This is a genomic window from Chryseobacterium sp. SIMBA_029 (assembly GCF_046535275.1).
Taxonomy (GTDB): Bacteria; Bacteroidota; Bacteroidia; order Flavobacteriales; family Weeksellaceae; genus Chryseobacterium.
On the sequence record NZ_JAWRXA010000003.1, the window covers coordinates 81529 to 103572 of the forward strand.

At 36.9% G+C, this 22044-nt stretch carries 17 protein-coding genes and 1 riboswitch; of the genes, 7 read left to right on the forward strand and 10 right to left on the reverse strand.

Translation table 11 applies throughout. The features are described 5' to 3' along the window. Positions 1 to 22 precede the first annotated feature (22 nt). The 4 genes from SB679_RS05895 to SB679_RS05910 are packed head-to-tail and all read left to right on the forward strand — an operon-like array spanning position 23 to position 2733. A complete protein-coding gene (locus SB679_RS05895; protein WP_410701331.1) occupies positions 23 to 790 on the forward strand; it encodes an enoyl-CoA hydratase/isomerase family protein in 768 nt (255 codons plus the stop codon). A 46-nt stretch (positions 791 to 836) separates the two neighbouring features. After that, a complete protein-coding gene (locus SB679_RS05900) occupies positions 837 to 1259 on the forward strand; it encodes a deoxycytidylate deaminase (RefSeq protein ID WP_410701333.1) in 423 nt (140 codons plus the stop codon). Between the two features lie 6 nt (positions 1260 to 1265). Beyond that, positions 1266 to 2180: a site-specific tyrosine recombinase XerD gene (xerD, locus tag SB679_RS05905; RefSeq protein WP_410701335.1), complete on the forward strand. Its 915-nt coding sequence runs from the start codon at positions 1266 to 1268 to the stop codon at positions 2178 to 2180. A 37-nt stretch (positions 2181 to 2217) separates the two neighbouring features. Beyond that, entirely contained in the window at positions 2218 to 2733 is a 516-nt protein-coding gene (locus tag SB679_RS05910) for an NUDIX hydrolase (protein ID WP_410701337.1), read from the forward strand. 115 nt (positions 2734 to 2848) lie between these two features. Here the strand turns inward: SB679_RS05910 and SB679_RS05915 are convergent, their stop codons facing one another. From SB679_RS05915 to SB679_RS05950, 8 genes are all read right to left on the reverse strand, one after another. Beyond that, positions 2849 to 3307, reverse strand: coding sequence for a heme-binding domain-containing protein (locus SB679_RS05915; protein ID WP_410701338.1), 459 nt, complete (start codon positions 3305 to 3307; stop codon positions 2849 to 2851). Positions 3308 to 3311: 4 nt separating this feature from the next. Further along, complete coding sequence (locus SB679_RS05920; protein ID WP_410701339.1) at positions 3312 to 5066, reverse strand: Ig-like domain-containing protein; 1755 nt, start codon at positions 5064 to 5066, stop codon at positions 3312 to 3314. Positions 5067 to 5091: 25 nt separating this feature from the next. After that, positions 5092 to 6354 (reverse strand): serine hydrolase domain-containing protein, encoded by a 1263-nt coding sequence (locus SB679_RS05925; RefSeq protein ID WP_410701341.1) that lies wholly within the window; start codon positions 6352 to 6354, stop codon positions 5092 to 5094. A 172-nt stretch (positions 6355 to 6526) separates the two neighbouring features. Then, on the reverse strand, positions 6527 to 7456 hold the full coding sequence (locus SB679_RS05930; RefSeq protein WP_410701343.1) for a 2-hydroxyacid dehydrogenase: 930 nt from the start codon (positions 7454 to 7456) through the stop codon (positions 6527 to 6529). Between the two features lie 46 nt (positions 7457 to 7502). Continuing rightward, positions 7503 to 8054 (reverse strand): acyl-CoA thioesterase, encoded by a 552-nt coding sequence (locus SB679_RS05935; RefSeq protein WP_034709362.1) that lies wholly within the window; start codon positions 8052 to 8054, stop codon positions 7503 to 7505. Further along, the gene (locus SB679_RS05940) at positions 8042 to 8794 is read right to left on the reverse strand and encodes a hypothetical protein (RefSeq protein WP_410701345.1); all 753 of its coding nucleotides are present in this window, start codon (positions 8792 to 8794) and stop codon (positions 8042 to 8044) included. The genes SB679_RS05935 and SB679_RS05940 overlap by 13 nt, the downstream gene beginning before the upstream one ends. 139 nt (positions 8795 to 8933) lie before the next feature. Further along, complete coding sequence (locus SB679_RS05945; protein ID WP_410701347.1) at positions 8934 to 11054, reverse strand: TonB-dependent receptor; 2121 nt, start codon at positions 11052 to 11054, stop codon at positions 8934 to 8936. Between the two features lie 99 nt (positions 11055 to 11153). Beyond that, a riboswitch (TPP riboswitch) is annotated at positions 11154 to 11244 on the reverse strand. Positions 11245 to 11366: 122 nt separating this feature from the next. Further along, positions 11367 to 12137, reverse strand: a complete 771-nt coding sequence (locus tag SB679_RS05950) for a WG repeat-containing protein (RefSeq protein WP_410701348.1) — start codon at positions 12135 to 12137, stop codon at positions 11367 to 11369. A 463-nt stretch (positions 12138 to 12600) separates the two neighbouring features. Here SB679_RS05950 and SB679_RS05955 point away from each other — a divergent pair, with 463 nt between their 5' ends. Beyond that, positions 12601 to 15381 (forward strand): bifunctional aconitate hydratase 2/2-methylisocitrate dehydratase, encoded by a 2781-nt coding sequence (locus SB679_RS05955; RefSeq protein ID WP_410701350.1) that lies wholly within the window; start codon positions 12601 to 12603, stop codon positions 15379 to 15381. 330 nt (positions 15382 to 15711) lie between these two features. Beyond that, the gene (locus SB679_RS05960) at positions 15712 to 17979 is read left to right on the forward strand and encodes an aconitate hydratase (protein WP_410701352.1); all 2268 of its coding nucleotides are present in this window, start codon (positions 15712 to 15714) and stop codon (positions 17977 to 17979) included. 54 nt (positions 17980 to 18033) lie between these two features. On the opposite strand, the gene SB679_RS05965 is transcribed toward SB679_RS05960, so the two are convergent. Both SB679_RS05965 and SB679_RS05970 read right to left on the reverse strand, forming a co-directional pair. After that, positions 18034 to 18720, reverse strand: a complete 687-nt coding sequence (locus tag SB679_RS05965; RefSeq protein ID WP_410701354.1) for a LytR/AlgR family response regulator transcription factor — start codon at positions 18718 to 18720, stop codon at positions 18034 to 18036. Next, on the reverse strand, positions 18707 to 19723 hold the full coding sequence (locus tag SB679_RS05970) for a sensor histidine kinase (protein ID WP_410701356.1): 1017 nt from the start codon (positions 19721 to 19723) through the stop codon (positions 18707 to 18709). Before SB679_RS05970 ends, SB679_RS05965 begins: the two co-directional genes overlap by 14 nt. 161 nt (positions 19724 to 19884) lie before the next feature. Here SB679_RS05970 and SB679_RS05975 point away from each other — a divergent pair, with 161 nt between their 5' ends. Next, positions 19885 to 22005 carry a TonB-dependent receptor domain-containing protein gene (locus tag SB679_RS05975; protein WP_410701358.1) on the forward strand — a complete coding sequence of 707 codons (2121 nt, stop codon included), beginning with the start codon at positions 19885 to 19887 and terminating at the stop codon, positions 22003 to 22005. The last annotated feature ends 39 nt before the right edge of the window (positions 22006 to 22044 follow it).

The window sequence follows — 22044 nt, forward strand, 5'->3', positions numbered from 1 at the left end:
AATAATATTTTAAAGTGGAAAAATGAGTTACGAAAATATATTATTAAAAAAAGAAGATAAATTATCTATTATTACAATAAATAGACCTGAGAGTTTAAATGCCCTAAATGCAAAAACAATTCAGGATATCAGTGCAGCTCTTGACGAAGTGAATTCTGACCCTTCTTGCAGAGTCGTAATCCTTACAGGAAGCGGGGAAAAATCATTTGTTGCCGGAGCTGATATTAAAGAATTTAGTGAATTTGGACAGGAAAAAGCCGAAGAACTGGCTAGAAACGGACAAAATACGCTGTTCAACAAAATTGAAAATATGTCTAAACCTGTTATTGCTGCCGTTAACGGATTTGCATTAGGAGGAGGTTTAGAGCTTGCTATGGCGTGCCATATCAGATATGCATCGGAAAATGCCAGACTGGGACTTCCTGAAGTTACCCTGGGATTAATTCCTGGTTACGGAGGAACCCAAAGGCTTCCTAAGCTTATCGGAAAAGGCCTTGCCAACGAACTGATCTTCTCTGCCAAAATGATTCCTGCCCAAAAGGCAAAAGAAATCGGATTGGTGAATGAAGTATACCCTATTAATGAACTATTAACCAAAACAAAAGAACTCGCCAACACGATTGCCCATAACTCACCGATGGCAATCTCTAAAGCAATCCACGCGGTGAATTTATCTGATACGGATAAAGGTTTTGATACTGAAATCAAGTATTTCGGAGAACTTTTTGAACTTGAAGATAAAAAAGAAGGAGTTTCTGCTTTTTTAGAGAAAAGAAAGCCTAACTTCTAAGACTAAAGACCAATTATTTCGAAAAAACAAACAACAATGCAGCGGTATGAATAAGTTTGATAAAGCTTATCTAAAAATGGCTCAAGAATGGGCAAAACTCTCCTACTGTAAGAGAAAACAGGTAGGGGCTCTTATCGTAAAAGATAGGATGATCATTTCAGATGGTTACAACGGAACTCCTTCGGGATTTGAAAATTGCTGTGAAAATGCTGACGGAAACACACACTGGTACGTACTCCACGCAGAAGCTAATGCCATATTAAAACTGGCTGCTTCTACACAATCTGCTAAAGGTGCAACGTTATATTTAACGCTTTCACCATGCAAAGAATGTAGTAAACTTATTTTACAGGCAGGAATTACAAGACTGGTGTATATTAATGAATATTCAGACGACGACGGGATATCGTTCCTGAGAAACCATCATATTGAAATAGAGCAAATATCAGAATGTGAACTAAAAAAATAAGCACAAATGACTTGGGATGAAAAAATTAAGGATTTTGAAATATTTCTTCGATTCGAAAGAAATTTTTCAGAAAACACTCTCGACGCCTATGTTCGGGACATTAAAAAACTAAAAGAGTATGCTGAAGAGGATCTGGAGAATGTCGGTCCGGACTCTATCGCCTACGAAAACCTGCAAGAGTATATCTTCAATCTTTCTAAAAAGAAATTTAGTGAAAGATCTCAGGCAAGATGGATTTCTTCTATTAAATCTTTTTTTAAATTTTTACTTGAAGACGAATTCAGGGATGATAATCCAGCGTCACTTCTTGAAGGACCAAAACTAGGATTGTATCTTCCTGATACGTTAAGCCTGATGGACATCAATAAAATTATTGCTGCGATCGAGATCAATTCTGATCTTGGAAAGAGAAATCACAGCATTATTGAAGTACTCTATGGGTGCGGATTGCGCGTTTCAGAACTTATCGATCTTAAAATTTCGAATATCAATTTCAAAGAACAGTACATTAAGGTGATCGGAAAGGGAAATAAAACCCGTTTTGTACCTCTTGCTGACTATACAGCTGAATTGCTGGACAGTTACATCAAGGATGTTCGTTCGAAAAACAAAATCAACAAAAAATATGAAGACACTCTGTTTCTGAACAGCCGGGGTACCTCGATGTCCAGAGTGATTGTCTTTCTTATTATCAAAGAATTAACTGATAAAGCGGGTGTAAGCAAAAAAATATCTCCGCACACCTTCAGGCATTCTTTCGCAACGCATTTATTACAAAATGGTGCAGATCTTCGATACATACAGGAAATGTTGGGTCACTCCAGTATTACTACAACCGAAATCTATACCCATTTAAAAACAGAAGAACTGAGGGACGTTATTTTAAGTTATCATCCGAGAAATATGAATATTGCTCAATGAAACTAAGTTCCATCTGACATTTAGAAAATTATAACAGATGAAATTATTGAAATATTGCCCAAGCTGTGGCAAAGAATCTCTAGAATGGGATGGTGAAAAGAAATGGAGCTGCCCCAACTGCGATTTCAGACTGTACAACAATGTTGCCGGGGCAGTAGCCGTGGTCATCAGGTGCGGGGATGAAGTGTATCTTACCAGAAGGAATCAGGAGCCTAAAAAGGGGAAACTTGATCTGGCAGGAGGCTTTGTTGATCCTAAAGAAAGTGCAGAAGAAGCTTGCAAAAGAGAGTTATTTGAAGAACTACAGCTCAACATTGATATTTCAAACTTAAAGTATATAACGAGTCTCCCTAATATATACCAATACAAAGAGATTGATTATAATACAATTGATCTGTTTTATGAATACACCGTTTCAGAAAAGTTTGATGTCAATATCGAACTTTCTGAGATCTCAGAAACACAATGGATTCCACTGAAAGAGGTGAATCCGGATGATATTGCCTTTGATTCTCAAAAGAGATTTTTTGAAGCCTATTTGAAGTCAATATAACCCAAAATATTATTCCCGTAGATGTTAAATCTGCGGGAATTTTTTATATGAATGTATTTGATAATTCGTAATTATTATCTGTTGAACTAAAAGGTATAGACTTATTAATCCTCTATTAATAAGCTTTTGCTTTCAACATGTCTTCAAAATAATGAATCAACAATGTTCTTTCAGCATCAGAAAGATTCGCTTCTTTATGGTATACGATATAACCGGGTAACGGCATCATCTTATTTTGAATTGTTTCAGTGGCTCTGGTCAGCATATTGGTCTTTAAATCCTTGTTATAAGTACCCCATACAGAAAAATTAAGCCGTTCGCGGCCATCATTCACATGGCTTTTGATAGACCAGGAAATCGGAGCAATATCCGCATATTTTGGATAGACCGTTTCATTGGAATGGCAATCATAGCAAGCCCCTTTAAGTAAGCCTGCAATCTTCTGAGGAGTCTTGTTAACCTCTATAAAGTTTACAGAATGTTTCACTGGCTGATTTACCTTATCAATGGGAATAAACTGAATTAACGCAAAAGCTACCAGCGTCCAAAATATCACTTTTTTTATCGTCTTCATTATTTTACTTTACCGGAGTTAAGACTGCATTATCAGATTTCAATTCTTTCTTTACTTCCTTTGTTACAGGCGCATCCTTAGCATCAGTTTCAGGTGTAGTAGTAACACCGGAGACTGTTGTTTTAGGGCTGTCCAATGTTCTGATATCTTTTAAATCCCAATCTTCATGGGTTTCCCATAACGGTCTTATGACTGCTTTTTTATAGAAAATATAAGAATCTTCTGCAAAAACCTCATTGGTAAAATCGGCTTTATCCCAATATTTATTTCCATTGTTGTCTACCAATATTCTTACAATGTATTCTTCAGGTTTTAAGATATCGAATTTAACCTTATCTCCTTTGGTATACTGCTGATAGATGACCTTTTCAGCTGAATCCAGAAGCTGAATCCAATAATTCGTTGTCGGTGCATTTTGAATCGTGAATTCAATACTTCCAAAATTATCTATTTTATCAATATCAAAGTCAAAACGATACGGCGCACTCGTTTTATCATAGAAAGATGAAACACTCTTACTAGGAACGGTAAGCTGATATTTTTTTCCCGTAATAAAATCAGAAGTCACTAAAATCTCATATGGATTCGTCTCTGAAATCTTGGCCGTAAACTGCTGAGTCGTTAAACTATCGCTCTTTAATTCCCACTTTTCAGGGTTTATTTTATCTATGATATAGTTGGAAGTAATTTTAAGCTGTGCTTTGGGAGATAATGTACCGCCTTCATTATTTGAAAGCACCATTTTATTTTTTGTATTATACTTATAAAATACAGAAACGGTATCTTTTTTACTGTCTGCATCATAACTGAACTTAAGGTTTTCCGTCACCGTCTGCCCTACTTTACTCGCTACCGCATCAAACCATATGTTTACAGAGTCTGATTTTGGTCGATGGGTTACTTTGATGTCCTGAAGTTTATCGTTAATAGAAAGCACCTTTACGTCTGTAGGATCTCCTTCAAAAGTCATCAAAATTCCACCAGGGTTTTCCTTCATTTCAAGATATTTCACCGGTTTTTTTGACGGATATATCTTTAAATTTAATCCTGAAATAGATTTTTCAATAGTAACAGGTTCTTTCTGGAAACCAATCTTTTCAGTTCCGGGATCGTAAATAGAGTTTTCATTTTCGTCTTCGAAAGCGATGATTTTATATTTTCCCGGTGACAGATAATTTAGTTCATAATAGCCGTCATCATCTACTTTAGTGATATAATAAGGCTTCTGCTTATAGTTCATGGTATCTTTCACCTGATACAAACCAACCACCAGTTTGTTTTCACTGCTGCTGCCTTTTTTCTTGGTAGCAAGGGCATCTTTTATTTCTCCGCTGATATACAGATCGTCTAATTTATCACCTGTAGAAAATGCAAAATTAAAATAACGCAGAATATTCGTTTCATTATTATCGGCAATAGAATTCCCGAAGTTAAAATTATACGTTGTATTGGCCTGCAGTGTATCTTCCCACTGAATCAACACATATTTGTTGGCAATATTGGAAGGAAGAATACGCTTTATTTTTTTGATAGGGGGAGAAATGATCAGATTTTTATTGATATCCTTCAGGGTAATATATTCGTCAAAATCCAGTCGCAATTCCCGGATATCTCTTTTAACATTAATCCTTGTAGAATCGATATTTGAACCCAGAAATTTAGGAGCCAGAGAGTCTTTCGGCCCGCCGACAGGTGAACCTACCCTTGCACAGGAATGTACAAGAAAACAGATAATAAATAATAGAATAAGTCTTTTCATGAACATGTTTAGGCAAAAGTAAACATTATTCTCCATAAACGTCGTGTCCGCCGTTTAAAGTATCTTTATTGTCATTCATGACGCTGTGAAGCTTGTCTTTCTGTACCGGGAAATCTTCAAACAGTCCGGATAGCGCAAGTGCGGTATATACTTTATTGGAATAAGCATTCCCGATCGCCACGATGGTAACTTTTGATTTTAATAAATGGGCAAAAACTGAATTGCTTCCATGCCACCATCCATTATGATAAGTGAGTTTTTCACCGTTGTCGAAAATCTTCATTCTGAATCCTAATCCATAATTATTCATTCCCATTTTTTCATTGCTGTACGGAGAAAAAACCATCTGCATCAGTTCCGGCTTCAGAAAGTTTTTAGAATACATTGCTTTAGAAAAATTATACAGATCTCTCGGTGTAGTGTATACATTTTTATCACCATAGATAAGATCCAGCCTGTCTAAAGGATATAATTTTCTTCCTCCAAAGTAAAATGACTGTGAAGCCGTAGGTACATCTTTTTCCTGGAAAATATACGTGTTGTTCATTTTCAGTGGCGCAAATATCATTTCTTTCATGGCCTGCGGAAAAGGAGTTTTCGTTACTTTTTCAATCAAAAGTGCCAGTAAGGCGAAGTTGGTATTACAATACATAAAACCTGTATCGGTATCTCTTGCCAGTTCAGGTTTATATGTAATGATCATATTCAGAATATCCTGATTGGTAAGGTAGGTCTTGGAAAGCTCTGCGGGAGCAGGCTGAATCTTCGTAATGAAATATTCATACTTTGGAAGCCCGCTTCTCTGATCCAGTAAGGTTTGCACCGTGACATTCGGATAAGGAAATCCCGGGAAAAATTGAGTCAGGTGGTCTGATAATTTTATTTTTCCGGCTTCTATCAATTTCATCATCGCCATAGCCGTCAACGTTTTTGAAACAGAAGCTACATGCAGCGGTGTATTTTTGTCGATCGGCATCTGGTTTCCTTCTCTTCCGAAACCTCTGTAGTTTTCGTATAAGATCTCATCTCCTTTCGCCACTAGTATCCCGCCACTCAGATTGCCGTTTTCCCAGACTTTTTTATAGTATTGATCAATATATCCTACCAGCGATGTTTTATTGGAAAGCTGTCCGTCTGCCGTTGTAAAAACACCGTTTAAATCTACATTCCCGTAATTAGGCAGATTGGTTGTATTTTCGGCGGAGGCCTGTTGGTCTTCAGATTTTTTTTTACAGGAAAAAAGAACTAAAAAAATAGTTACAATGAGTACAAAATTGCGCTTCTTCATGGATTTCAAAATGAGGAGCAATTTAATAAAACTCAAAATAAATATTAAATATTGAGGGTAAATTATGAATTATTTAACATAAAAAGGTAAAACCACGAAATTGTAAAAATCAATACACCGATCCTGAAACGGAAGAATGAATGATAACAATAGGTTTTACCTTTTTACGATTTTAAGTAAAAGAGGCTACAATTTTATCGACGATTACTTGTGCAAGCTTCTCCTTGCTTTGATGCGTCCAGCCTGCAATATGGGGCGTAACAATCACTTTTTCAGATTCCAGAAGGTATTTCAGGTCATCATTTTCTGTTTCGATATTTTCGAATGATGATTTTTCATATTCCAATACATCCAGACAGGCACCTTTTATTTTTCCAGCTTTTAATGCCTCAACTAAACTTTTCGTTTCAATATTTTTCCCTCTTGCTGTATTCACAAAATAGAAATCATTCTTCATATCAGAAATGAATGGCCCATCAATCAGATAATATGATTCATCAGTTAAAGGGATATGTAAACTCAAAACCTCAGCTTTTTCCTTTAATTCCTTCAAAGAAACCTGTGTAGCATATTCATCTGAAAGATCAGGCAGAATATCATGAAAAATCACTGTACAGCCAAAGCCTGAAAGCCTTTTTGCGGTTGCTTTTCCCATATTTCCATACCCGATAAGTCCAACTGTTTTTCCCAGTAACTCATCACCTCTGTTTTCTTCGCGCTTCCAGATTCCATTTTTCACTTCCTTCGAAGCAATGAAAAGACGATTCATTAAGATCAGCAGCATTCCGACAACGTGTTCTGCTACAGAATCTCTGTTGCCTTCCGGAGAATTAATCAGTTGAATTCCTAATTTCTCTGCTACAGGAATATCAATATTTTCCATCCCTGCGCCTACTCTTGCAATGAATTTCAGGTTTTTCCCTTTTTCAAGGAAATTTTTATCTAAAGGAATCCGGCTTCTGATGATCACTCCGTCATAATTTTCAATGATGCGGCATATCTCATCGTAAGAAGACGTAAAATCCTCTTCCAGTATGAAGTTTTTTGCAATAAGCTGCTCGGTGATAAGCGGATGGTTTTTATCTAAAAGGAGAATTTTCATTTTTCTAAACACAAATTACTTTTCACAAATGACACCGATGAGAATGTTACTTCTTATCTTTTTTCACTTCTTTTATTACCTCAGGCTCCTGGAAAAGTTTTTTCAATTCCACAGATTCCAAAGGTTTCATTCTTCCGGAAAGGATCAGGGAAAGTTCTTTTCTACGGAAAGCCGCTGCAAATCTCTCTTTTTCTTCTTCCGTTTCAGGAATCATTTCAGGAATCGGGATAGGACGGTTGAATTCATCCACCGCAACAAAAGTATAAATCCCTGCATTGGTGTGGATTTTCACCTGGTTAATCGGATCATCCAACCAAACATCTACATACACTTCCATAGAAGTAGAAAATGCTCTTGAAACTTTGGATTCTAATACAACGACTCCCCCTTCAGGAATCGGATGATTAAAAGAAACGTGATTTACGGAAGCGGTTACTACTCTTCTTTCACAGTGTCTTGCTGCAGAAATAGACGCACAACGGTCCATTTTTGCTAACAATTCACCACCAAAAAGGTTTCTTAAAGAATTTGTTTCGTTCGGGAGAACGATATTGGTCATAATGGTCAGAGATTCTGCCGCTTTTTTTATTTTTGCCATGTCTTCTTAGTGTTATTTTTAGGGGCCTGAACTCCAACCGGTTTTCCAGCAGATTTCATTAGTGAATCTTTTTTCAGGGAATCAGCAATTTTCATTTCTGCCGTTTCATGCACCATTATTTTAATGGTATCCTTGGCAATTCTATGCGTTTTCGTCTGTACAGAAACGTTTTCAAAAGATTTTTTCCCGAAAAGAAGGTCTTTCTGGGTATAGGCCAGGATTAACAGACCTGCAACAGGAACAATGAAAAGGAAGATCCAAAGTATAGATTTGTTGAATTTATAATCTTTTTCGCGGTTCTCTGTACGGACTATTTTTTCACCGTTACTGATATCCGAAAATCTGATTTCTTCCAGTCCATAAAAATCAGGACGGCCAGACTCTACTCTTTTTCCTTTAAAATGGGTTTTCTCGTCCTCGATCATGATGGTACCCAGATTTTGAATCTCCAAAACCTGTTCTGCCTGGAGTTTTTTCTTCCAAAAATCAGTCTGGATCTTTAGATCACTTTTAGAGGCTTCCAAAGACATCTGCTTTTGTTCTGCAATGAAAGCAGCCAGTTCATCAGACTGCACTTCATGATCCACTGCAAAAGTGATCTGACTTGCAGGCGGAAGAATGCTTCCGTTTTCAGAATTGATAATTGCCTTAGAGTTCTCCAGGGAAAATACACCAAAGCCTGGAACTGTTGCAGTTCCAGCTTGTTTCAGATATTCTAGAATGTAAGCTGAAATATTCATTTGACGGCAAATTTATAACTTTTTCATGACTTTTAAGGAGATTTATTTGTCACAAAAAAAAGACTGCCGGAACAGTCTTTTTGATTAATGTGTATTAAAATTATAATATTGAAATTTGTTTAACAAATTATCTTTTAAATTATTGAATTTTCCAGCTGATTCCAAACATAAAATTAGTTCCGGCTTGTGAAAAATAATACGGCCCGCCATCATAAACAGCACCATTATTGACATATTTTTTATTGAAAATGTTATTCACTAATAATTTCAAAGCGATATCATTATTGGCAATTTTAAACTGATACTGAGCATTAAAATCAGTCAGCATATAATCTTTCAGCTGCAGGTTTTTATCTTCCGTGTTATCCAGGTATTGCTTCCCTACATATTGGTTCATCAAGGCAAACTGGAAGTTTTTATTTGGATTAAATTTCAATCCGACATTGGCAATGATATCTGGTGAAAATGAAGTCTGGGTATTTCCTAAATCTTTTACCAGCGTTGCATTTTCTATCTTAAAATCAAGATTTCTATTCTGGCTTAAACTTGTATTGGCCGAAATCTCCCACTGTTTTGAAAGTTTTGCCAATGCTCCGATCTCGATTCCTCTTCTGTAACTTTTACCGGAATTGGTTCTGATAAACGCACCCACATTATTAAGTTCACCATTTAAAACCAACTGATTAACATAATACATATAATAAAGATTCGCCGTGAATGAAATACTTCCAAACTGCTTTTCCAAACCAGCTTCAAAATCGTGAAGCACTTCTGATTTTACATTAGAATCTGCAATAAGGTCGTCTCTATTGGGCTCACGATGGGCATTTGCATAGGACAAGAAAACTTTTCCGTTTCCTATCTTGTAATTGACTCCCGCTTTAGGGTTAAAGAAAAGCCAGTTTTTATTCAAATCTGTCCCTTCGCCATCTCCCGCAGTTATAATTCTTGTATTATAATCGATATGTCTGAGCTGCAGATCCCCGAATAATTCAAAACGGTCATTAAGTCTTACTAATGCTTTTGCAAAACCTGAGACTTCATTCTTTACCGAACGGCTTCTGTAGTATTCACTTTCGTTAATCTGAGGATAAAAAACTCCGGTAACATTTCCGAAATGTCTTCCGTAATACTGATTTGCAACGGCTCCAAAATTAAGGTCAATATTTTCAAATTTCCCGTAAAGAGTGGAAACCAATCCGTAAAAATCATTATTCAGCCATTTTTTTCTTATAAAATCTGAATATTGTACCGTTTCTCCGCCATCTATGATGTTGGGAAGGTTATATCTTGAAAAAGGATCTCCCTGTTTGTAATTTTCATAATAGCCTTTTCCTTTGGTATAATGCAGCGTTGTTTCCAGGTTCCAGTGATCGTTTATTCCCTGTTCCCAAAGCAACTGGTAATGATTCTGTCTGTAATTATCGGTTTCATTATCATAGAAACTTACGATATTCTTCCAGTCTGCATCATAAATAGCTCCTGAAACATTAAATTTAGGATCTGTTTCCCAGGTTTTTCTGTCAATTCCGTTCCAGGCCTGATATGTTTTTTCTTTACCTCCGAAAGCCATCAGACGAAGTCTGGTTTTACCTTCTTCAAATAAAGCGGTGAAATTATACGAATGAAGATCTGAAGAAGCCCTGTCAATATATCCGTCAGAATGAATATTGGTATATCTTCCCATTACAGAAAGCCTGTTTTTCCAGAATTTTCCGGATCCTACTTCAGCCGAATATTTGTACGTATTGAATGATCCGTAGCTGTCATCTGTTTTTACATAAAACTTTTCTTCCGGATCCTTCGAAATTACATTGATGCTGGCCCCAAAAGCCGAAACCCCGTTGTTCGACGTTCCTACTCCCCGCTGGATAACGATCTGGGATGCTGAACTGGTAAGGTCGGGAACATTCACAAAGAAAGTTCCTTGACTTTCGGAGTCATTGAACGGAACACCGTTCATCATAACGTTAATTCCTCTTCCCGCTACTCCACGGATTCTGAAGCCGGTATATCCAACTCCGTTTCCGGCATCGGAAGTGGAAATAATTGAAGTTTGATTTTTTAAAAGCACCGGAAAATCCTGACCAAGATTTCTGCTGTCCAGATCTTTCTGTACATTGATAATTTCTTTGGCAACCGGAAGTCTTTTTGTGAAGTTAACACCATCGATTTCCCTTACCTTGAGGGAATCTGTATGTTGAGTTTGGGCCAATCCCAGTGAGCTTGCGGTAAGCCCTAAAAAAAGTAATCCTTTCATTCTATAAATCTTTAAAATTTAATGAATAAAAGGGGCGGATTAAATAATGTAACGTTAGCAGTCTAAAAATGAGATTCGTATATCGTTATACTGTTTCATTGATACATTTTCAAAATTCCCTAAACAGCATTATCTGTTCCAGGTTCATTGGGTATAATCTCAGCCTGTTAAAGCACCCCTTTATTTCAGCCGCGAAATTACAAAAAAATTGTGAGATGTGAGATTTTGATTACAGCGTTCAAAAAGAACTTACTCTCTTTCTCAATCTGAGAGCGTGTTTTTTGATGCAACATTCATTTGGACTCTATCTCTTTAATACGTTTTATTATCAGCATCAATGTAGTAATAATTGGTACCGTCTTTTGTCACTTCAAACATCTTGCCTAATTTCCAGCTGAAATTTCTTTTGATGTTGGAATATTCAAAAGGGATGATTACTTTATTATTAACATCAATCACTCCAAATCTATCATTATTGGAGGCTACAATCATAGGATCAGCTGTATCGTCACCTTCCATAATGTACAGGTATTGATATTGTGGGTAAATCTGGTATTGTTTATAATCTTCGGAATTTACAAATTTTGATTTCTCGATAATGCCATAAAATCCATTGGAGATATACGCCTGAAACAGCTGTTGCTTGTAAGGTTCAAACTTGCACTGCCCTAAATCCTTATCTTTAAATTCATACACCCTTTTTCCTTTCTGATCTATCCGGTAAGAAATTAAATCTTTTTCTACCGTTGCATAGTCTTTGGTTCCAAACTTTCTTACCTTTTCATTGGGAGAATTCAGAAGGTTGCAATCTTCATAAAAAAAGACGACAATATGATATTCAGGCGAAATGATAAATTTTCCTTTTTGATTGACATAGCCGAATTTTCCATCCTTTTTTTTAGGAATTAAAACTGGAAGATCTTTATTAATAACCACTAGGTCCGGGTTGATTTTAGGTCCAGCAGAAGCTTTTTTTACAGTGCTTTTTCCACTGCTTTTTATGGGTGCTTTTTTCACGGATTTCGTCTGTGAAAAAACGAAAACCGAAATAAATACGCATAAAAAATTCAGGATATTTTTCATATTCACCATTTGTGTGCAAAACTACGGCCAAAAATAGAAATTATCAAATTCATATTTATAAAGAATCTAAATAATTTCCCCGCGATAAAATAGTAAAAATTCGTAAATTTGGAAACATTTTTAATTGTTTGATAATTTTTAAACGTTTTTGAGATATGACATTTGATATTGATATGATCAAAAAAGTGTACGAGCGTTACTTTAAAAGAGTTTTTACCACAAAACCACTTGCACGTAAACCGCTTACCTCCTCAAAAAAGTCCTTTATACTCGCCTTTGGGACAGAATATTATTTCACATTTTAAAAAAGACGTAGATTATGCTGACTTCCTCAGTCTGTATTATGTCTCTAAATGCCGGAATTCAACGTGGCATTCATTGTATTTTATACAGATTTGTAAAGAAGAATGGCAGTATTAATAATTATGTATTAATCTACCTTTAACATTGAAAGACTTCTATTATGAACATTTATAAAGATTACATTAAAGAGATTGAAGAAAGAAAAAGCCAGGGGCTTCATCCAAAGCCTATTGACGGTGCCGAATTACTAAGCGAAATCATCGCACAAATTAAAGATTCAGGTAACGCAGATCGATCGGATTCTCTTAAATTTTTCATTTACAATACATTACCCGGAACCACAAGTGCAGCGGGTGTAAAAGCTCAATTTTTAAAGGAAATTATTCTAGGTGAATCAGTTGTAGAAGAGATATCTCCGGCTTATGCCTTTGAATTATTATCTCACATGAAGGGAGGTCCTTCCATTAAAGTATTGCTGGATCTTGCTTTAGGAAATGATATTTCTGTTGCTAAAGAAGCTGCAAGCGTTCTTAAAACACAAGTTTACCTTTATGACGCGGATACAAACCGTCTGAAGGAAGCATTTAATAGCGGTAATGAAATCGCAAAAGACCTAATTGAAAGCTACGCAAAAGCTGAATTCTTCACAAAACTTCCAGAAGTTGTCGAAGAAGTAAAAGTAGTTACATTTATCGCTGGTGAAGGTGACATCTCTACAGATTTACTTTCTCCGGGTAATCAGGCTCACTCCAGATCAGACCGTGAACTTCATGGTAAATGTATGATCACCCCTCAGGCTCAGGAAGAAATCAAAGCTTTACAGGCACAACATCCTGATGCAAGCGTAATGCTTATCGCTGAGAAAGGTACGATGGGTGTAGGTTCATCAAGAATGTCAGGGGTAAATAACGTAGCTCTTTGGACTGGTAAACAAGCAAGCCCATATATTCCATTTGTAAATATTGCTCCAATTGTTGGGGGAACAAATGGTATTTCTCCGATTTTCCTTACTACAGTTGACGTAACAGGAGGTATCGGAATCGACCTTCAGAACTGGGTGAAAAAAGTAGACGAAAACGGAAATCCTGTTCGTAACGAGAATGGTGACATCATTTTAGAAGAAGCTTATTCTGTAGCTACAGGAACAGTTTTAACGATCAATACTAAAGAAAAGAAATTATATAACGGAGATAAAGAATTGAAAGATATTTCAAAATCATTTACTCCTCAAAAATTAGAATTCATCAAAGCTGGTGGTTCTTATGCCATTGTATTTGGTAAAAAATTACAAACATTTGCTGCCAAACTTTTAGGAATTGAAACACCTCTTGTTTTTGCTCCTTCTAAAGAAATTTCTATCGAAGGACAAGGTCTTACTGCAGTTGAAAAAATCTTCAACAGAAATGCCGTTGGTGTTACTGAAGGTAAATTATTACACGCAGGTTCTGACGTTCGTGTAGAAGTAAACATTGTTGGTTCTCAGGATACGACAGGTTTGATGACCGCGCAGGAATTGGAATCTATGGCTGCAACTGTAATTTCTCCAATCGTTGACGGAGCTTATCAGTCAGGATGTCATACTGCTTCTGTTTGGGATAAAAAAGCTCAGACGAACATTCCTAAATTAATGAAATTCATGAATGAGTTCGGAGTGATCACAGCACGTGACCCGAAAGGTGAATATCATGCCATGACAGACGTTATTCACAAAGTTCTTAACGATATTACGATTGACGAATGGGCAATCATCATTGGTGGCGACTCTCACACAAGAATGTCTAAAGGAGTAGCTTTCGGAGCAGACTCTGGAACGGTAGCATTGGCTTTAGCAACAGGTGAAGCTTCTATGCCAATCCCTGAATCTGTGAAAGTGACTTTCAAAGGAGATATGAAGGAGCATATGGATTTCCGTGATGTAGTTCATGCAACTCAGGCTCAGATGTTGAAGCAATTTGATGGTGAGAACGTATTCCAAGGTAGAATTATTGAGGTTCACATCGGAACACTTCCTGCTGACCAGGCATTCACGTTTACAGACTGGACTGCAGAAATGAAAGCAAAAGCTTCTATCAATATTTCTGAAGATGATACTTTAATTGAATCATTGGAAATCGCAAAAGGCAGAATCCAGATTATGATCAACAAGGGTATGGATAATCATAACCAAGTTCTTCAGGGCCTAATCGACAAAGCTAATAAGAGAATCGCTGAGATCAGATCAGGTGAAAAACCAGCACTGGCTCCAGATGCGAATGCTAAATATTATGCAGAAGTAGTGGTTGACCTTGACATCATTGTAGAACCGATGATTGCTGACCCGGATGTAAATAATGATGATGTTTCTAAGAGATACACACACGATACGATCAGAACACTTTCTTTTTATGGAGGAGAGAAAAAAGTAGATCTTGGTTTTGTAGGATCATGTATGGTTCACAAAGGAGACTTGAAAATTGTTTCTCAAATGCTTAGAAACATTGAAAAACAACAAGGGAAAGTAGAATTCAATGCTCCACTTGTGGTAGCAGCTCCTACTTACAATATCATTGATGAGTTAAAAGCAGAAGGGGACTGGGAATTTTTAGAAAAATATTCAGGTTTCGAATTTGATGATAATGCTCCTAAAGGTGAAGCTCGTGTTGAGTACAAAAATATGATGTACCTTGAGCGTCCTGGATGTAACCTTTGTATGGGTAACCAGGAAAAAGCAGCTAAAGGAGATACGGTTTTGGCAACTTCAACTCGTCTTTTCCAAGGAAGAGTAGTGGAAGATTCTGAACGTAAAAAAGGTGAATCTTTACTAGCATCAACTCCAGTTGTTGTACTTTCTGCCATCATTGGAAGGATTCCTAATATCGAGGAGTATAAAGCTGCAGTTGAAGGTATTGACCTTACTAAATTTGCTCCACCTATTAAGGATTTGGTTCAGGTTGGTCATTAATAGAGTTTAATGATAAGTCCTAGGACTGTTTTAAAAATTATATAAATGAAAGATTTTAGTCCTGCGGGATTTAAAATCTTTCATTTTTTTGTTTAGAACCTTTCTATTTAAGACTGATTAAGAATTATTTTAACTCAAAAAAAGAAAAGAAATTCTATTTTTTCTTAACTTGATAGACAGTTGATAGAAATAAAACATCTTGATTATTTATCAGAATTATCCCTTCTATGACCCGAAGGAACAGAATTTGATGGATTACAGTATTCCGTTTTAGATAGTACATTCATAACGGAAAAGTTTATTTGAAAAAAAGAAAAATTAAATTAAGATATGACTTTTGATATTGATATGATCAAAAAAGTATACGAGCGTTACCCAGAAAGAATTGCTGCGGCAAGACAAATCGTGGGAAAACCTCTTACACTTTCAGAAAAAATCCTTTACACCCATCTTTGGGAAGGTAATGCTACATCAGCACATGAAAGAGGAAACTCTTATGTAGATTTCGCACCGGACAGAGTAGCTATGCAGGATGCCACTGCGCAGATGGCGCTTTTACAGTTTATGCAGGCAGGAAAAGCTAAAGTTGCTGTTCCTTCAACTGCTCATGCAGATCACCTGATCCAGGCAAGAGTAGGTGCAGAATCCGATTTACAGGAAGGTATCAACAAAAACTCTGAGGTGTTCAACTTCCTGAGTTCTGTTTGTGATAAATATGGAATTGGCTTCTGGAAACCGGGAGCTGGTATTATCCATCAGGTTGTATTAGAGAACTATGCATTCCCTGGAGGGATGATGATCGGTACGGATTCTCATACCGTAAATGCAGGAGGTCTTGGAATGGTTGCCATCGGAGTAGGTGGTGCTGATGCTGTAGATGTGATGGCTGGAATGGCTTGGGAACTTAAAATGCCTAAGCTTATCGGTGTTAAATTAACCGGTAAAATGTCAGGCTGGACTGCTGCAAAAGATGTGATCTTAAAAGTGGCAGGAATCCTTACCGTAAAAGGAGGAACAGGATGCATCGTAGAATATTTTGGAGAAGGAGCACAATCTCTTTCAGCAACCGGTAAAGGAACCATCTGTAACATGGGTGCTGAAATCGGAGCTACTACTTCTACTTTCGGGTATGATGATTCTATGAGAAGATATCTTGCTTCTACAGGAAGACAGGATGTTGTAGATGCTGCCGACGTAATCGCTGAACATTTAACTGGGGATGCAGAAGTGTATGCAAACCCTGAACAATATTTCGATCAGGTCATTGAGATCAATCTTTCTGAGCTGACTCCACACCTGAACGGACCTTTCACCCCGGATTTGGCAACTCCTGTTTCTGAATTCAAAGCTAAAGCTGAAGCTAACGGATGGCCACTGGAAGTAGAATGGGCATTGATAGGTTCTTGTACCAACTCTTCTTATGAAGATTTATCAAGAGCAGCTTCTATTGTAGAAGATGCTGTGGCAAAAGGAGTTAAGCCTAAAGCTATTTTAGGAATTAACCCTGGATCTGAGCAGGTAAAATTCACAGCAGAAAGAGACGGATTCTTAGATTCTTTCAGAAAATTTGAAAATGCAAGAATTTTCACCAATGCCTGTGGACCTTGTATCGGACAATGGGATAGAGAAGGTTCCGAAAAAGGTGAGAAAAACTCTATTATTCACTCTTTCAACAGAAACTTTGCGAAAAGAGCTGACGGTAACCCAAATACCCACGCTTTTGTAGCTTCACCGGAAATGGTAGCTGCAGTAGCTATTTCAGGAAGATTAGACTTCAACCCTATTACGGATACTTTAACCAACCAAAACGGTGAGCAGGTAAAACTTGACGAACCCAAAGGAACTGAACTTCCTGCAAGAGGATTTGCAGTAGATGACAACGGATATCAGGCTCCATCTGAAGACGGTTCTTCAGTGGTCGTGAACGTAAGTCCTACTTCAGACAGATTACAGTTATTAGAAGAATTCCCCGCTTGGGACGGTAAAAATATTGAAGGAGCCAAGGTATTAATCAAAGCTTTTGGAAAATGTACGACTGACCACATTTCTATGGCCGGACCATGGCTGAAATACAGAGGCCACCTTGACAATATTTCAAACAATATGCTGATCGGAGCTGTGAATGCCTATAACATGGAAACCAACCACGTTAAAAACGAATTAACGGGTGAATACGGAGAAGTTCCTGCTGTACAAAGAGCTTATAAAGCTGCAGGTATACCTTCTATCGTTGTTGGAGACCAAAACTACGGTGAAGGTTCTTCCAGAGAGCACGCCGCTATGGAGCCAAGACACCTTGGGGTAAAAGCGGTATTGGTAAAATCATTTGCAAGAATCCATGAAACAAACCTTAAAAAACAAGGAATGCTGGGATTAACATTTGCTAATGAAGCTGATTATGATAAAATCCAGGAAGATGACACGGTTAACTTCTTAGATCTTGATCAGTTTGCTCCAGGAAAGCAGCTGACTTTAGAGTTTGTACACGCAGACGGCACTAAAGATCTTATCATGGCTAACCATACGTATAATGATCAACAGATTGACTGGTTCAAAGCAGGTTCTGCGCTAAACCTTATCAAAAGACAAGAACATTAATTATTAGATTAATTCCTTATACAAAAAGCAGCTTCTGAGAAGCTGCTTTTTTATTTATTTAAGACTGTTTAAAAGATTTGCTCTATAGCTGTCTCCTATAGGAATTTCATGTTCCGACAGTAAAAGGATCTTTTTGGGTCCTATACTTTTCACCTGGTTTAGGTTAATCATAAAAGATTTATGAACGCGGATAAAAGATGATTTCGGAAGTTCCTGTTCCAAAGATTTTAAACTGTCTAAAATAATGTACTCCTGATGAACTGTCCGGATATTGACGTAATCTTTAATGCTTTCTATATAAAGGATTTCATCAAAATTAATGCGGTGCTGCTGCCCCGATGATTTTACAAAAAAATAGGTGTCAGAATTCCCTTCACTAACCGCAAACCGTTCCTGGACCTTCAGTGCACTTTTATTAAAGCGATCAAAAGAAATGGGCTTTAAAAGATAATCTACAATATTGTGCTCATATCCCTCCAGGGCGTATTCAGAATAGGCGGTTGTTAAAACATATTTAATTTTTCCTCCTACAATCTTCATGAAATTAATTCCGGTAAGTTCCGGCATCTGAATATCCAGAAATACAACATCAGTATCATTATTTTGGATATATTCCAGTGCCAGAATGGGATTTTCCGTAGAAAAAACCAATTCGAGAAAAGGAATTTTCCGGACATAATTTTCTAGAAGCGAAATCGCCAGTGGCTCGTCATCTACAATGATACATTTAATCGTTCTCATAAGGGAAAATTATTCTTAAATCTACAATAAATTCGGATTCCAGATCCTTTATATAGAGTTCATGCCGTTTGGGATATAAAATTTCCAGTCTTTTTTTCACATTTTCAATTCCAATTCCGGACGCCGTATCTTTCATTCTTTGATTTTTATAATTATGAAGATAAAAATGAAGTACTTTATTGTCATCCGAAACTTTCAACACAAAACCCTTTTCTCTGAAATCTCCGTGCTTAAAGGCATTTTCTACAAAAGGAACCAGCAACATGGGTGAAATATCGATTTTAGGATGGTTGATATTTTTTTCAATGATGAGTAATTCAGGATTTTTGATTCTGAGTTTTTCAAGCCCAATTAAGCTTTCGATATATCCTATTTCCTTATCCAGGCTGATCACATCTTTTTCAAGGTCTTTAGTGCTGTACCTCAGCAATTCGCTTAGTTTTTCAATGGCCGGAAGTGCTTTATCTGAATTTTGATACACCAGGGAATAGATATTATTTAAAGAATTAAAAATAAAATGCGGATTGATCTGGGTTTTCAAGGCCTGAAGCTGGGCATGTTTTCTTTCTTCAATAAGCCTTGTGCGCTCTGCCTCTATTTTCAGATAATATTTAAAGAACCACAAGTTGGTACTCACGAAAACCGTTAAGCTCGAATAATAGATATTATCATAAAAATAGTATAGGAAGGTAGTTCCTTCCGCATAATTTCTGAACCCGGCCACCGCAGGAAGCAAAAGTTCTTCCATTGAATATCTGAAGAGGACGAAAATAAATACTCCGACAAAAAAACCGATGATCATCAGGTAAAATCTTTTAGGATCAAAAAATCTTGGTACGACAAAAAAATAATTGACGTAAAAACCCAGGAAATTGGCCAGGAAGATCGTAACGTCTAATATATCGAGACCATCTTTATCATATACTGCTCTCGCAAGAAGACCGTTGAATATGATTAACAGCCAATAAAAAAAATGCAGAAAGAAAACTTGTTTTTGCTTCATGCTCAAATGTAAGCCACAGAACTTTTACATTCCTATACATTTCCGATGAAACCCGCTTTTTTTTCGATGAAACCCTTTTGAGCGGATTAATCCTACCTGAAATCTAAATGCCATTTCATAAAAAAAATTTTGAAAATACCTTTGGTTCAAGATTATAAACTATGAAACTTAAATATATCCTGATCGGCAGCCTTTTATCTGCAACGCTATCTGCACAAGTTCAAAAAGACAGCACCCAGCATGTGGAACAGATCAATCTTTTGGTGAAGAAAAAACTCATTGAAAGAAAAGCAGACCGCCTTATCTTTAATGTAGAAGCATCGATAGCTTCTCAAGGGATGGATGCAACAGAAACACTTGCCAACGTTCCCATGCTGAAAGTAGACGAAAACATGGGCTCTATTTCTATTACCGGAAAAAGTATCGTGAGTGTGATGATCAACGGAAGAATGCTGAATCTTTCGGGAACGGCTTTGTTAAATTATCTGAAATCTATCCGTTCTGAAAATATCTCAAAAATAGAAGTCATCACGACTCCTCCATCAAAATATGAAGCTCAAGGAAACAGCGGCATCATTAATATTATCCTGAAGAAAAACCCTAATTTAGGTTTCAGTGGAAATATTAATACTAACCTTATCCAGCGAAGTTATTCCGGGTTCAGTTCCAATGGCTCGCTTAATTATCAGACGGAAAAATTCAGCAGCAGTCTGAAACTTACCTATTATGATTCCGCTAAACGTACGGATGAAAATTACACCATTCTAGGAGCTTCCCAGAACTACAGCAACTCGATACGAAAAGATATGTGGAAGGAACTGACTCCTACCCTTAATTTATCCTATAAAATCAGTAAAAATGCGGAGATCGGGATGGAATACATCTATGCCCATCAAAAATCAGGGATGGATATCGTGAATACCACAAAGAACATTGCTTCTAATCTTGACGAAGAAAACCTTTTAACCAACACTTTTCACCGTGAAAAACTTCCTACCCACACGTTAAGCGCTTATTACGACCTGAAGTTGGATTCACTGGGAAAGAAACTGAGTATTGCAGGGAATTTTTATAAGAATGACTCTGACACTGATGTTAATTTTTCTACGTTCAGATCTTCTGATCAATCTGTTCAGGATGTGAAAACTACTTCTTTGATTTCGCCTCAGATCTTTTCTGTTCAGGCAGATCTGGAGCTTCCATTCTCTTTCGGAACCATTGAAACCGGAGTTAAATTCAATCAGTTTAAAAACACTTCTGACATTCAATATTTTAATTTGACCGGAGGACAATATGTTCCGGATCTTTTAAGAGCTAATTTGTTCCAGTACCAGGAAGAAAATTATGCAGGTTACTTCAGTTTCTCCAAAACATTGGGTGAACATTGGGAGACCAAAGCAGGTATTCGCTATGAAAATACAAACGCGGAAAGCACCACTCCATCTTCTAATTCACACAACAAATACAATTATGGGCAATGGTTCCCTTCGGCTTATGTTTCGTACAAAGAAGATAAAAATGTGTTCAGTTTTTCTTATTCAAGGAGGATCAACCGCCCAAGCATGAGCAATCTCAATCCGTTCCGCTGGTATGAAAATCCGTATTCTTATTCTTCAGGAAATCCTTTACTGACACCGGCTTATATCAACAACCTGGAGCTGGGATATACTTTCAATAATAAATTCTCAACCAGTATATATTACCTTCGAATGAAAAATGGATTTGGCCAGATTTCTTACATAGACGAACTTTCACAGATCAGCACTTATCTGAATTATTACAACAACAATTTCTGGGGACTTAATGCCTCTTATACCGATACTTTTTTCAAGTTCTGGGAAACCAGCATTTCAATGAATGCCTCGCTTCAGAATTCATCCGTATTTAATATTGAAGCAGAAACACAGAAAGGAAGTTCGTTCAGCTACTCTGTCAACAATACTTTTACTTTAAACAAAAATAAAACACTGGTATTTTTCCTGAATTACAGCCACAGCCTGGCATACAAAAATGTGAACTCTTATTTCCAGGCTTTTCCGGAGCTGACTTCGGGATTAAAGGTTTCCCTGATGGAAAAGAAGCTTCAAATCAATGCAACGGTGACCAATATTTTTGCACAGAGATACCGCGGGGAGCTGTATTTCTCTGATAATACCCAGTACATGAATAACTATTGGGACGGCAGAAGCTTCCGTTTAAGTGTTAATTATACTTTTGGAAGCAGCAAAAAGAAAATTAATAAGAAGAATATCAATTTTGAAGAAAAAGAAAGAGCACAGTAATTGTTTTTGTTAACTCATTATCACGCTTTTGATCTTGAT

What these genes read in the sequence shown, in the direction of transcription:
- SB679_RS05975 (WP_410701358.1), top strand. Translation starts at nt 19,885, where the DNA reads ATGAAACTTAAATATATCCTGATCGGCAGCCTTTTATCTGCAACGCTA.
- SB679_RS05915 (WP_410701338.1), bottom strand. Translation starts at nt 3,307, where the DNA reads ATGAAGACGATAAAAAAAGTGATATTTTGGACGCTGGTAGCTTTTGCG.
- xerD (WP_410701335.1), top strand. Translation starts at nt 1,266, where the DNA reads ATGACTTGGGATGAAAAAATTAAGGATTTTGAAATATTTCTTCGATTC.
- SB679_RS05895 (WP_410701331.1), top strand. Translation starts at nt 23, where the DNA reads ATGAGTTACGAAAATATATTATTAAAAAAAGAAGATAAATTATCTATT.
- SB679_RS05950 (WP_410701348.1), bottom strand. Translation starts at nt 12,137, where the DNA reads ATGAAAAATATCCTGAATTTTTTATGCGTATTTATTTCGGTTTTCGTT.
- SB679_RS05925 (WP_410701341.1), bottom strand. Translation starts at nt 6,354, where the DNA reads ATGAAGAAGCGCAATTTTGTACTCATTGTAACTATTTTTTTAGTTCTT.
- SB679_RS05910 (WP_410701337.1), top strand. Translation starts at nt 2,218, where the DNA reads ATGAAATTATTGAAATATTGCCCAAGCTGTGGCAAAGAATCTCTAGAA.
- SB679_RS05960 (WP_410701352.1), top strand. Translation starts at nt 15,712, where the DNA reads ATGACTTTTGATATTGATATGATCAAAAAAGTATACGAGCGTTACCCA.
- SB679_RS05955 (WP_410701350.1), top strand. Translation starts at nt 12,601, where the DNA reads ATGAACATTTATAAAGATTACATTAAAGAGATTGAAGAAAGAAAAAGC.
- SB679_RS05940 (WP_410701345.1), bottom strand. Translation starts at nt 8,794, where the DNA reads ATGAATATTTCAGCTTACATTCTAGAATATCTGAAACAAGCTGGAACT.
- SB679_RS05930 (WP_410701343.1), bottom strand. Translation starts at nt 7,456, where the DNA reads ATGAAAATTCTCCTTTTAGATAAAAACCATCCGCTTATCACCGAGCAG.
- SB679_RS05945 (WP_410701347.1), bottom strand. Translation starts at nt 11,054, where the DNA reads ATGAAAGGATTACTTTTTTTAGGGCTTACCGCAAGCTCACTGGGATTG.
- SB679_RS05900 (WP_410701333.1), top strand. Translation starts at nt 837, where the DNA reads ATGAATAAGTTTGATAAAGCTTATCTAAAAATGGCTCAAGAATGGGCA.
- SB679_RS05970 (WP_410701356.1), bottom strand. Translation starts at nt 19,723, where the DNA reads ATGAAGCAAAAACAAGTTTTCTTTCTGCATTTTTTTTATTGGCTGTTA.
- SB679_RS05965 (WP_410701354.1), bottom strand. Translation starts at nt 18,720, where the DNA reads ATGAGAACGATTAAATGTATCATTGTAGATGACGAGCCACTGGCGATT.
- SB679_RS05935 (WP_034709362.1), bottom strand. Translation starts at nt 8,054, where the DNA reads ATGGCAAAAATAAAAAAAGCGGCAGAATCTCTGACCATTATGACCAAT.
- SB679_RS05920 (WP_410701339.1), bottom strand. Translation starts at nt 5,066, where the DNA reads ATGAAAAGACTTATTCTATTATTTATTATCTGTTTTCTTGTACATTCC.